This is a genomic window from Lentilactobacillus kefiri, assembly GCF_009739535.1.
GTDB lineage: Bacteria > Bacillota > Bacilli > Lactobacillales > Lactobacillaceae > Lentilactobacillus > Lentilactobacillus kefiri.
Genome location: NZ_CP029971.1, coordinates 401253 through 413968 on the forward strand (window position 1 = coordinate 401253; position 12716 = coordinate 413968).

Genomic DNA, 12716 nt, shown 5'->3' on the forward strand with positions numbered 1-12716 from the left:
TTTTATTTAACTATTTTTTTGCAATGACCAGTGTTTTTTTTGCAGTCACAAAGTGGCCGTTGGTTAACTGATAACGAGTCGTTAATTTGTGCTTGACAATGCGTTTAACCGCAAGTCGGGCACCCTTCTTGTAGTGCTTCACCTTCGTCTTTAAACTGGCCGACTTGTATGCATTAATCCCCTTTGGAGAAAGGACCGTAATCCGTCGGCTCTTAGGCGTTGTTTGGTAAAAGGCATTGACAACATACTTTCTGCTGGCGGTAATATAACCAGTCTTGCCATTCTTCAAGCTGCGAACCTTGTATCTTAAGCTGCCGCTGTTTGAACGGGCATAATCGATCACAACAAATGCCGGTCGATTAACACGAGTTGCTTTGGCAAACTTGCTGATCCGCTGAGATTTTTTGAAATTAGCGGTCTTGTACATATATAACCCTTTAGTTGCATAAACAACAACGCCCTCTTTTACAGCGTAGTTGGGAAGTCCAGTACTGCCGTCAGCCTTTGATGGGCTTGATGGTTTCCAATTATCGTTCGGTTTGCTTGGGGTCGTCGAAGATGAATTGGATGAGCTGCTTCCATTGCTGTTGTTATTATTGTTGTTGCTTGGAGTGGTCGTCTTTTTGGAAACATTCACAACTGAGTACTTCGGTACGGTAATCGTGTAAGTACCATCGGTATTCTTTTTGTAAGTCACGTTTCCGTTGGTCTGCGTCCATTTGTCAGACTGTGGTGATTCATATTGACCGTAAGTAACCGAGGTGACTTTGCCAAAATTCTTCAGCGTGAAGGTTGCGTTAGAATCCAGCGTACTTGCTAAAACAATATCGTCATCGTCACGCTGAATTGCAATTCCCATGCTCTTGTTGGTATCGGTCTTATAAGTGACGTCAGTATTGTTGAGCTTTTTGGTAGCCGTAAAATCATTCCCGCTTGCCGGCACAGCGTTGAAGAACATCATATTCTTTCCACCAGCACCATCAGCCTGCTTGGTTGCCAGATCATAGCCAATTTTGTTCACAAAGTGGTTAACGTCTCGAACAGAATCAATTGCTTTACCACCATCATGCTCATGAGGCGTGAACGTGCCATCAGCATTTACCTTGTCGTAAAGGTCAAATCCATCCCCACTCTTGAAATCATAGTAGTTTCTGGTAGCGCCACCAGCTAAAGCAGTAATCGTTCTTAAGCCGGCATCCAAAGGTCCATAATTCTTGTCTGCCCAGCTCCAGCTGTCTGAACCCATTCCATCTTCCATCACCATCGGAATGTTGTTACGGTCGGCATATGGCTTGGAGTGGCCGTAATCATATAATTTCTGGTAATCATACGTATATGGATCAAGACCAACTGCATCAAGGTTCGTTGACGATGATTGACGTTTATCCTCGTTGAGGGCAATGATGCCTGAACCACCATCACCGACAGCGTTATTCACTCTTGTCCATACCGGATATTGGGAATTCTTAACGGCAGCATCCAAGCTATTGGTGTAGTTCCATAACGTCCAAGTGTTAAAGTCGCCGGAACTCATATTCATTTTACTTTTAAGAGCGGTACTTGGTTCGGTGTATGACATTTGGGTTGTCGGCTCATTCGGCATTTGGGCACCGATGACAGTATCCGTCGAACCATTGGCCTTATTGTTCTCGGCAACGTGGTTAAACAAATCTGAAACTGATTGAGCTTCCTGTTTTTGTAAGTTGGCATCGTTTTTATCCAAATTAAATGTGTATTGGCCGGTTGTCGATGTCGGACCGGATTTCTTCATGATCAACTTACCCTTTGAATCCTTGGCCATTGTGTAATCATGCATCACGTAGTAAGGCACCCGGTGTTCGGTAACTTGCTTGGTAGTATCACTACCGAACCACAAAAGTTCAAGTTTGATATCAGCATCTCGGGCTGCTTTGATAATTTGATCCAAATAGTTGTAGTCATAATTGCTCTTGCTTGAAAGGCTCAGTTCGGGCGTTTCGTTTAATGGCTGATTGGCAGCTTTTTGATTTCCAATCTGGGAACCGCCACCGATTTCAATTGAGCTTCCCTTCTGTGACTGTAAAGCCAGGGTAACTTTACCGGCATTTTGACTATTCACAAAATCAGTTACGTCAAAGTCATAATAATTTTCCTGTTTGATTGGGTCGTAGGTTGGTGATACAGAAACGGTTTTCTTACTGGAGTCGCCCTTATAGGGTGCGGTTTTCCAAGTTGTGTCCTTTGACCAGCTGTTATCTTTGTCAATTCCATAGATATTCAACTTTGAATCGGAATCTGATTTGGCGTAAATTCTCAGCTTGACACCGTCTAAACTGCCGGCTTTAAATTTGCTGGAATCAAGACCGCTCAAATCATATTTCAAGTAAACCATGGATTGACTGCTGTCCGTATTTTGCAATTTCAGTGGCGTTGAACTTTCGGTGAAATTCTTGGCAGCGTCGTCGCCATTTTTAATATACGCAATATCCGTTGGCTTCAGAACTTTGTCAGGCTGAACGTCAGACCAGAGAATTTGTGAATTCACAACGGTAAAGCCATCGCTTTTGGCCTGTTTAAAGGCATTCCGAATGTCGTTCATATTGTATCCATAATTATCACGGAGTTTATCAATTCGGATCTGGACGCCGTTATAGAAAAACGGTTGATTGTTAACCTCTAAAACCTGCTTCTTATCGAATCCCGAAGTGGCCACTTTTGAAATGGGGTTATTTCCCTGGTTCGTCGATGCTTTCGTAGAACTTGTGTACCCGGCACTCAAACCAATTACACCAACAAATGTAAGGGCTGAGAGTATTAAGCTGCTTTTAAAACTCATGATGACATCTCCTTGAATAAAATTCCCCCGAAAAGTGGAACAGTCACAAATCCCTCAAAATATCGCTCTAATATATTAGGATATTAGAATTATAATTCCGCATGTAAGCGTTGTCAAATGATGAAATAAGAAATGGCAGGTAATTTCCGTTTGCCCAATGAAAGCGAAGCCAACGGATAACGGGCAGGATTCGCCATCGAATTAACAGGATAACTATTTTTAAAAAGTGTCTCTCCACATAGCTGGCCGATCTGAATTTACTGAAATGAACGCGCGAAATGAATCCATCGTTAAAATAAAAAGAGCAGCCAAAATTGGCTGCTCCAAATCGAGTTAAATATGCGTAATTTTAAATCCAAAATCAATATCTTTGCCAGCAGGAATGTGATATTTTTCTTCAACATCCCGACCCCAACTGTCAATACCACCAACACCTCGAACAGCACCGAGAATTGAAACAACGGTTCTTCGAGGTAACGGTAATTCTTCTTGATGAGTGGCATTTTCCAATTCCTCGGCCGTATACGGTAGGCAACTGAATGCGAACGGTTGACCATCATTTTCAAATTTAATGCTGAACGGTTTGTCAGAATGATCAGAATTGTCCTTGGTTGTCGTTCTGGTTACTTTCAACCAATCGGTCTTCATATGAACCCCACAGTCTTGTGGAACCATATAATTGGTCACTGGCAGGCCTTCAACTTTATATTCACCAGGAACGCCACCGGCCATCCGGTCCGGATATGTCTCACCGGATAATCCGGCGTATTCGTATCCAATGGCAGCTGTTGGCATAACGAAGCGCATACCAAACACCGGCAGATCAGGTAATTGATCATTGCCCGTGTAATGAACATGCACGCTGATAACGCCATCAGCAGTCACCTTATAGCTGACATCGACCTGAGTGGTCGGAATCGTTAAGGTTGTGTAGTGATAGATAACCTCCAACTGATCCACATATTCATGATTTGAATACTGATTGTTCTTCGGCGCGCTTGGAAACTCGATTGATTGATCGTTAATTTTAATATCAACCTTATCGGCATTGGCAAACATATCGGCACCATACCACTGAACCGCCTGCTTTGAGAAACCATTTCCGCGGTCATTATCAGTCGTTGCCCGCCAAAATGTTGGCTTGGGTTCCCGGTACATCCATTCGCGGCCATTTATAACCAGCGATTCAATACCACCACGTGTGTAATTAAAAATGTAATGAAAGTTCTGACCGCCGACACCAATGCCGCCGTCTCCATATATCACGTGTAATTGATTATTTGTGTTGACCATAGTAATATTTCACCTCCTGCATTGCTGGCTTTTCAGTTCTATCGGCAAACATGAGTCCGTCACCGGAAAATTCGTAGTCGGACATCCGATCGTCAAAGTCGCCACCATATCTCAAAACTTTCTTACCGGTTACTTCATCGTTAACTTCAATTGCTTGGTCAATGAAGTCCCAAATAAATCCGCCAGCGTACATTGGATATTTGTCAATCAAATCAGTATAAGAATTCATGCCACCAAGTGAATTGCCCATATCATGCATATATTCACACAACATAAACGGCTTCTTTGGATGATTGTCCAAATATTTTTTGATTTCGTCAGGTGATGCGTACATCCGGCTCTCAACATCTGAGATAACATCTTCATATTTCCGGTTGTGAACAACCCCTTCGTAATGGACCAAACGGGTTGGATCAACGCTCTTGTAGAATTCTTCCATGGCCTGCATATCGTCACCGGCATATGATTCGTTACCCAGTGACCAGAAAAGAATGCTGGCATGATTTTTCAACATTTCGTAATTATTGCGTGCCCGATCAACCACCGCTGCTTTCCACTGCGGTACCGACCCGGGAACGTTATAAGATGGTTCGATGGCTCCCAGCTTCTGCCAGGTCCCATGAGACTCCAAATTATTCTCCGCCATCACATAGATACCATTGATGTCACACAAGTGATACCACAAGGTGTGATCAGGATAATGGCAGGTTCTGACGGCGTTGATATTGTTCTTCTTGAAAGTTTGAATATCTGCCTTCATGTCATCAACTGAGACAACCCGTCCGGAATGGCAATCCCATTCATGGCGGTTGACTCCGTTGATAACCAAACGTTTGCCGTTCAACGTAATGACTTTATCCTGATTAATTTCAATCTTTCTAAAGCCAAATTTGTAGGGAACAATCTCTAAAATATTGCCGTCTTTATCATCCAGTTCAATGTTGAGCTGATATAAGTACGGATCATGATTATCATAAAGATGAACATCTTTAAAAGCGACATCTTTCAAAGAGACGCTGTCGTGAATCGGCTGAGACTCGGCATACACTGAATTGCCATCGGCATCATTTACAGTTACCTTGGCACTAATGGCGGATTTATTAACCGTCATCTTGGTTTCAACGTTTAATGTGCCATTCTTTAAGTCGCTGGACAATGTTGGCTTAATGGATAAATCTTCAATGTGCGCTTCGGGTTGGGCAATTAAGGAAACATCCCTAAATATCCCAAAGAATCGGAACATATCCTGGTCTTCAAGCCATGCAGCGGTACTCAATTTGAACACCTCAACTGCCAACGTGTTTTCACCATCTTGAAGATATGGGGTCAGGTCAAACTCTGAAGGGGTGAAACTGTCTTCGGCGTATCCCAGAAAGTGTCCATTAAGCCATACATACATGGCCTTTTCAACACCATCAAAACGAACTCGCACTTTCTTATCTTTAAAGGTCGAGTTCAAATTAAATTTTTTAATATATTGACCGACTGGATTGTCAGCAGCTTCGCTGAATTGGCCGGCTTCTTTATCATTTTGGTCAAGCGCATAGGCAGGACGGCGATAAACCTTGCCTTCCCATGGATACATTGTGTTAATGTAATGGAATTTGTCGTAACCGGCAAACTCAATATGTTGCGGAACTTTAATCGTGTCAAAATGACGACTATCACAATCAGCTGTGTAGAAATCTTTAATCCGGTGCATTGGGTCCTTTGAAAATGCAAACTGCCACTGCCCGTTTAAGCTTTGAACATAACTGCTGTCATCATTTTTCATTTCATCATAGCTTTGATAAAATTGATGATCACTATGAGCCGGAAGCATCCCCACCCTGAAGTTTTGGGGATCATCCAGCCATTTAATATCTGGTTCCATAAATTTATCACACTCCTCTGGCTAGTCTGAACACTAATTACAATGTAAGCGCTTTACACGATTTTGTCAATAAAGATTTTGTTCCATTTATTAAACATTTAATTTGTTTTACTAAAACAATATTCTGATAACTCGATTTGTGAGTAATAAAAAGTTGCCAGTCGTTTTTAATGACTGGCAGCTTTTACGTTATTCAGTTACTCCAAATACATTTCTTTTAGTCTTTCCTGTTGTTCTTTTGTGACTGAAAGGCCTTCGGTAATAAATTCATCGACGGACCCATAGTCTTTGTGCATTTCGTCAATAACGGCTTTGAGATATGAAAGATCAACACCGCCATCAACCTTAGCAAACTTAATCTCTGCATGACTGGCACCCTTGGCCTTTAAACGGGTAATCCGTTGATCAATTTGGCCTTTCAAAAAGGTGTTGGATGCAACATAATCCTTAAAAATTGTTTTTGAATCAACACCAAGGACGTACAAAATCAAAGCAGCAGCAACACCGGTCCGATCCTTTCCGGATGTGCAGTGCCACAGCAACGCCTTTCCCATTGGTTTGTTTAAAAGCGTCATAAACAAATCATGATAAACTTTGCGAGCTTGAGTCGATGTTACATAAGTACGGTAATGTTTGCGGTTGTTTTCGACGTTAATGTGATAATAATATGTCTCGCGAGTATCGACACTATCATTGATATACTTAACGCCTGGAATTGTTACATCCGGCCGTTCACTAACCTCTTCAGGTCGGCGTAAGTCGAAGTCAATTGCTAAATTATAAGTATTGATAAGTTTGTTAATGTCCATTTTAGTTAATCGGTTCAATCGCGCCGATCGCAGCAAAACACCGTTTTTTACAACCAAACCATCTTTGGTTGGATATCCACCCATGTCTCGGACGTTGAAAGCGCCCTCCAGGTGAATTTCATGTTCTTTCACATTTGTAAGTGTTTTTACAGCAGGTTGACTAACGGAAAAAGTGTTTGTGGAGTCTCCAGCTGTTGGAATTGCCTCTCCTGATAATGCGGAAGCGGCAAATGATTCATTGCTTTCTTTCATGTAAAACCCTCCTAACTTTCACAATCCCGCACATTCCAATGTAACACTTTTAGTATAGAAGGGTAATGTTTTTGCTTGGTTTCGATTGTGTAAAGGATTGGTAAAAAAGCAGAGTGTGAAAACCGGCGGGTTGACCTCAGAGTTTAAGGGAATCCAGTCATTATTCCCGGGCTTGGAATAGTGACTGGATTCCCTTAAATGGCAGAGGTCAGCCGGCTTGAACACGTTTTATCAAAATAAAAGTAATGCCCTAAACGCGCAGCTTTCACAAACCTTTTCATCCTACCCAACTTCGACACCCAATCACATTCGACGCCGGACCTTCAGCATAATCAGCATTGCAATAATCAAAATAATCGAAATGCCAACAGTAAACATCCAGGCATATCTCACGGACGCCAGTGGAAGCTTGACGTTCATCCCATAAAAGCCGGTAATAATTGTTGGGACAGCCATTGTCAGCGACCAGATTGTTAGGAACTTCATCGTGTCGTTTAGATTATTATTGGCAATACTATTGAAGGTATGGTCAATTCGATCGACCACCTGGGTTTCAATTTCAAACATTCGTTGAACCTGTTCTCCTTCAATTTGAACATCTTCAAATAAATCGATCTTGTCCTGATCGGCATTGTCACCAAAATGGGTCTTGGGCAACCGGTTCAGCTCACTGAGATTAGTCTGCACACCACTAGATAGAAAGGTTAATGTCTGTTGTAAATGAGACAGTGAAACCAAATCACTATTTTTGGTCTTTTTATTCAGCGTCTTATCCAAGTAGTTTCGTTTCTTGGTAATGCCGCGAGAAATTGGAATATAGCTGTCAACGACCGCAAACAAGGTTTCCAGGATAAACGAATCAACGTTTTGAACTTCGGGGTTGTCACGGGCTGAGTACAAAGCTGCGTTTACTTCTGGAATGTGGCTTTGGTTAAAGGTAAATAAAATCCCTTTATGCAAAAGCATCCCAAACGGCTGAGTAATGTATCTCAAGGCACTTTTATCCAAGGCATACGGCGCCAGGAAAATAAACAGCTGATCGTCTTCGTTAATATCATAGACATAATTGGTACTTTCATCTTTATCAGTAACGTACTCAATGATGTCTTCATCGATGCCATATTTATTTTTTAAAATTTTACGTTCATCGGCATTAATCTGAATTGTTTCAATCCATTTTGTGCCATTAATCATCTTTTCAGGTTTGATCATTGGGTAATCCCCCTGTTAGTTGTTAGTTCCTATTCTAAAACAAAATAAAAAAAGTCGCTGACAATTTTTTCCGAGACCGTTTTCATTACCTCAACAACAGCATTCATATTTGAGGAAATTGATTTTCTCATTTTTGTGTCAAAACACGAACATTATTCTTAAAAATTAATTTTGCTTTACCCATTGATTATTGAATAGCTTATGTTTATAATAAAATCCATTCAGCAATACGAATTATTTATTTTTTAAATTATTTAATGTTCGTGTTTTGCTACATTGATTAATTAAGGAGATTCATAATGAAACGTAACGATAATGGTTTACTTTATGGCCCAGAAGACAAAGTTTCATATTTTCAATCAGGATTATTAGGTTTGCAGCATGTGTTGGCAATGGATGTTTATGTCCCACCGATCATCATTGCCGGTTTATTATCAATGAGTTTGGCACAAAAGACCGGATTCTTGCAGGCAGCTTTCCTCGCCTGTGGAATTGGAACAATTTTACAAACCAAATACTTCATGAAGCTCCCAGTATCACAAGGTCCTTCATTCGTTCCAATTGGTGCTGTTGCTGGTGTTTACCTCGCTAACGGTGCTGCCAATGGCGGAATGGCAACTGTTTTGGGATCACTGATTGTTGGTGCCATCCTATTGATTCTTCTTGGAATCTCCGGTATCTACCAAAAGATCATTAATACATTGGTACCTGCAATTGTTGGTGGAACGATTATCACCTGTGTGGGTCTTTCATTATTACCATCTGCTTTGAACGACAATATTTTCAAGGCAGCCGGCAACATCAACCAAAACATTGAAATTGCTGCAATTACTGCCTTTACCATGTTAGTCGCAATCACCATCGGAATTCGGATTCCTCAACTTCAACGTTTATTTAAAGTTAGTTCCATTATCATCGCGTTGGTTGTCGGAACGATCGTTGCTTCAATGATGGGTCGCTTTGACTGGTCAGTCGTTAACAACGCTGCTTGGATCAGCCTCCCTCATTTCACTTCATTACATTATGGTATTCATTTCTCATTACCTGCTATTTTAACTTTCATTGTTATTTACATGGTCTTAACCACTGAAACCACTGGAACCTGGTTCGCAATGAGTGCAGTTGTTGGTGAAAAGATCAATAAGAAACAATGGAACCGCGGAATTATTGGTGAAGGACTCAGTTGTTTATTCGCCGCTTTACTTGGAACCACACCAATGACCGGTTATTCAACAAATGCCGGAGTTGTTTCAATCACTGGTGTTGCCAGCCGACGGGTATTTGTTTCAGCCGGAATCTGGTTCGTTGTTCTTGGCTTCTTCGGTAAGTTGTCAGCCTTCTTATCAGCAGTTCCTGCAGCTGTTATCGGTGGTATCTTCTCAATCATTTGTGTCATCATTATGTTAAATGGTTTGAATGTTATCCGTAACCTGTCAATGGACGAAAGCTCAATTTACGTTCTTGGTATTCCAATTGTCCTTACCATGGCAGTGATCTTCCTACCAAGCAAAGTTGTTTCCGAAACTCCTCAAATGATCCAATATCTCCTTGGATCACCAATCACAATCGCTGCCATTACAGCAATTGTTATCAACTTGGTCATGGGAAAACATCAGGAATCAAAAGTCGCCGAAACTGATAAAGAATTAAAAAAAACTAATCTTTCCAAAGAAGAATTAGCTGAATCAAAATAAAAATCGTTAAAGATAAAAAATCTCAAGCACTTTCTGCTTGAGATTTTTTCTTTATTATTTAGGGTCTGTCTGGAAACAAAATAATCGTGTATAATCTTGATAAAAAACAAATTGAGGTTTTCGCCGATGACAATTCCGAAACGTTATGAAATTACTGATGAGCAATGGGCCCGGATTGAGGACCGTTTTCCGCCCTATAAAACCGGACGCCCACCTAAAATACCTAATCGCCAAGTTTTTAATGCGGTTCTCTGGTTGCTAAAAAGTGGCGCCACCTGGCGTGATATTCCTGAACGATACGGTTCATGGAAAACCAGCTATAGTCGTTATCGTAGTTGGGTTGATGCCGGCTTGTTTGAACGGATCTTTAAGGATTTGATCGATGAACCGGATATGGAAAATATCAGCCTCGATTCAACTAGCATTCGAGCTCATCAAAAGGCCACGGGCGCTAAAAAAACGCCCGCTGTGACGTTGAGAATCAAGCCATCGGTCTAAGCCGTGGTGGTCGAACCACTAAAATTCATGCGGTGGTGGATGGCCTTGGAAATCCATTATGTTTTATCCTTACCGGCGGCCAAGTTCATGATAGTCGGGCAGCTGAACCATTACTGCGACAATTAGCTTTAGCCGGCGTTAATCTGATTGCCGATAAAGCTTATGGGACTAAGGAACTGCGCCAGTATATTGAAGCTGAAGGCGGTCAATATACGATTCCACCTAAAAGTAATGCCCAAGACAAGTGGGATTGTGATTATTACGTCTATTGTGAACGCCATTTGATCGAGAATTACTTTAATCAATTGAAGAATTACCGGCGGATTGCGACGCGATATGATAAACTAGCGCATGTTTTTCTACAAACCATTTACATTGCTTCAATTTTGATTTGGCTTAAATAGTTTCCAGACAGACCCTAGTCAATTTATTATAAACTTCATCCGCAATTAAATCGTTGGTCCACATCCAGACAACGTGTCCCAATGCCTCGGAAACATGTTCTTCGGCAGGCTGATCCTTAGCTGAAGGAACGGTTCCCATTGCCGGCATAATTCCCAGGTGAAAGGCTCCCCAGACACCGAGGCCAAACAACGTCCCGTCACCCATCTTAATTACTGGAACATAATGCCCGGCAAGACTATAAAACATCGCAAATGATGTCGAAAATCCAAAGTGAACCATGTAGCTTACCCATGGCAGCTTTTCGCCGGAATACGTGTAGGTTGAATGGGTAATCTTCTTTGGAATACCTGCCTGCTCCAGCAATCGCTGTGGTGGGTTGGTCTTGTTTCGCTCGGGCGTCCTTGGCGGCAGAACGTTTTCCCAGCCCAGCTTGACTAATCCGGAAATAACTCCGGCAACCCCACCGGCAATTAAAGCAGCTTTCCAATTAACTGATTTACTCATATGTAACAATCCCCTTTCGGCTGTTGCGTTAAACCTATTATAATCCAACCTGCCGGCGAAATTGAAAAAAGAACCCCGACACTTCTATTTGCATTTTCCGAGGTTACCTGTTAAAGTATAGATAATGTATTTAGCTTCGAAACAAGGTCCATCGTTCTACTAAGAATGACTCCTTACTTTTCAAGTTTCAAATGCAAAATTTATCGCGCTATGCGCAACGGAGGTTTCATTCTTATGGAACAAGGTACTGTTAAATGGTTTAATGGAGACAAAGGTTACGGTTTTATCACTTTAGATGACGGCAAGGACGTTTTCGTTCACTTCTCAGCTATTAATGCTGACGGTTACAAGACCCTTGAAGAAGGACAAAAAGTTACCCTTGACGTTGAAGACAGCGATCGTGGCCCACAAGCCGCAAACGTTACTGTTGTTGACTAATTAAATCAACTAATTAAAAAGCCCCTGTGAGGGCTTTTTATTTTGCCAAAAAAATAGGAGGCTGAGACAAAAGTGTACGTTTTTGTCTCAGCCTCTTCCTTTGTAATATCATATTATTTTGCTAAAACATGGAACGACGGCCAGCAATGCTTGCCTAGCCTACTTGGCAATCGGCTGATCCCGTCGATTTAAACTTTTTGACTTCTTGGTCGCAAGAGGATTTCATTAATGGCAACGTCATCCGGCTGATCAATTGCATAAGCAACCGCATGGGCAATGTCAATTGGCTTTAAACCATTTTCTTGCTCCTGCTTTTTAGTTTGTTCTCTGACTGTCTCGTCGGAAATGGTACGATACAGCTCAGTTTCAACGGCTCCAGGCGAGATCATTGTCGTTTTAATATGATTACCCACCTGCTCCTGTCGAAGACCGTCCATGACCGCCTGAATGGCATATTTGGTCCCTGCATACACAGCAGTCCCCGGATGAACCACGTGGCCGGCTACTGAATCGGTTGTGATAACGTGCCCGTGTTTTTGTTTAATCATAATTGGCAATGCAGCGGCAATTCCATACAAGACGCCTTTGAGGTTCACGTCAATCATCCGGTCCCACTCGTTGACCTTAAGTTCTGCTAATTGAGACAGTGGCATTAAGCCGGCATTATTATACAAAACATCCAGTTTGCCAAATTTTGATACAGCCAGGTCAACTAACGACTTAACTTGATCTCGTTGAGTCACATCGGTCTGCTGATAAAGAACTTGACCATCTGAAAATTCCCCAGCGATTTGCTTTAATCGATCAATCCTGCGAGCACCTATCACAACGTTAGCACCAGCTGACGCCAAAACTTCGGCCGTAGCTTGGCCGATTCCACTTGAAGCACCAGTAATTACAACGACTTTATCTTTAATTGCCAT

Annotated in this window: 10 protein-coding genes; 3 read left to right on the forward strand and 7 right to left on the reverse strand. The window is 41.8% G+C overall.

Annotated elements, in window-relative coordinates; translation table 11 throughout:
- Window positions 1-10: 10 nt before the first annotated feature.
- The 5 genes from DNL43_RS02230 to DNL43_RS02250 all read right to left on the reverse strand — a co-directional run bounded on the left by DNL43_RS02230 (window position 11) and on the right by DNL43_RS02250 (window position 8254).
- Window positions 11-2815 (reverse strand): DUF5776 domain-containing protein, encoded by a 2805-nt coding sequence (locus tag DNL43_RS02230; RefSeq protein WP_056981470.1) that lies wholly within the window; start codon window positions 2813-2815, stop codon window positions 11-13.
- Between the two features lie 333 nt (window positions 2816-3148).
- Window positions 3149-4108 carry a beta-galactosidase small subunit gene (locus tag DNL43_RS02235; RefSeq protein ID WP_056981473.1) on the reverse strand — a complete coding sequence of 320 codons (960 nt, stop codon included), beginning with the start codon at window positions 4106-4108 and terminating at the stop codon, window positions 3149-3151.
- Entirely contained in the window at window positions 4092-5981 is a 1890-nt protein-coding gene (locus DNL43_RS02240) for a glycoside hydrolase family 2 TIM barrel-domain containing protein (protein WP_056981475.1), read from the reverse strand. Before DNL43_RS02240 ends, DNL43_RS02235 begins: the two co-directional genes overlap by 17 nt.
- Before the next feature lie 197 nt (window positions 5982-6178).
- Window positions 6179-7042, reverse strand: coding sequence for a tyrosine-protein phosphatase (locus DNL43_RS02245; RefSeq protein WP_056981477.1), 864 nt, complete (start codon window positions 7040-7042; stop codon window positions 6179-6181).
- A gap of 303 nt (window positions 7043-7345) precedes the next feature.
- Entirely contained in the window at window positions 7346-8254 is a 909-nt protein-coding gene (locus DNL43_RS02250; RefSeq protein WP_056981479.1) for a magnesium transporter CorA family protein, read from the reverse strand.
- Between the two features lie 299 nt (window positions 8255-8553).
- On the opposite strand from DNL43_RS02250, the gene DNL43_RS02255 reads away from it, so the two are divergent.
- Window positions 8554-9948 (forward strand): uracil-xanthine permease family protein, encoded by a 1395-nt coding sequence (locus DNL43_RS02255; RefSeq protein WP_056981480.1) that lies wholly within the window; start codon window positions 8554-8556, stop codon window positions 9946-9948.
- A gap of 126 nt (window positions 9949-10074) precedes the next feature.
- A protein-coding gene (locus tag DNL43_RS02260; RefSeq protein WP_109249013.1) for an IS5 family transposase occupies window positions 10075-10850 on the forward strand; the annotation gives its coding sequence in 2 pieces (ribosomal slippage) (window positions 10075-10402 and window positions 10402-10850; 777 coding nt in all).
- On the opposite strand, the gene DNL43_RS02265 is transcribed toward DNL43_RS02260, so the two are convergent.
- Complete coding sequence (locus tag DNL43_RS02265) at window positions 10843-11355, reverse strand: DUF1440 domain-containing protein (protein ID WP_109249175.1); 513 nt, start codon at window positions 11353-11355, stop codon at window positions 10843-10845. The two genes, DNL43_RS02260 and DNL43_RS02265, sit on opposite strands and share 8 nt — an antisense overlap.
- Before the next feature lie 234 nt (window positions 11356-11589).
- On the opposite strand from DNL43_RS02265, the gene DNL43_RS02270 reads away from it, so the two are divergent.
- On the forward strand, window positions 11590-11793 hold the full coding sequence (locus DNL43_RS02270; RefSeq protein ID WP_056981482.1) for a cold-shock protein: 204 nt from the start codon (window positions 11590-11592) through the stop codon (window positions 11791-11793).
- A gap of 188 nt (window positions 11794-11981) precedes the next feature.
- Here DNL43_RS02270 and DNL43_RS02275 read toward each other — a convergent pair whose 3' ends face one another.
- Entirely contained in the window at window positions 11982-12716 is a 735-nt protein-coding gene (locus DNL43_RS02275) for an SDR family oxidoreductase (RefSeq protein ID WP_054769839.1), read from the reverse strand.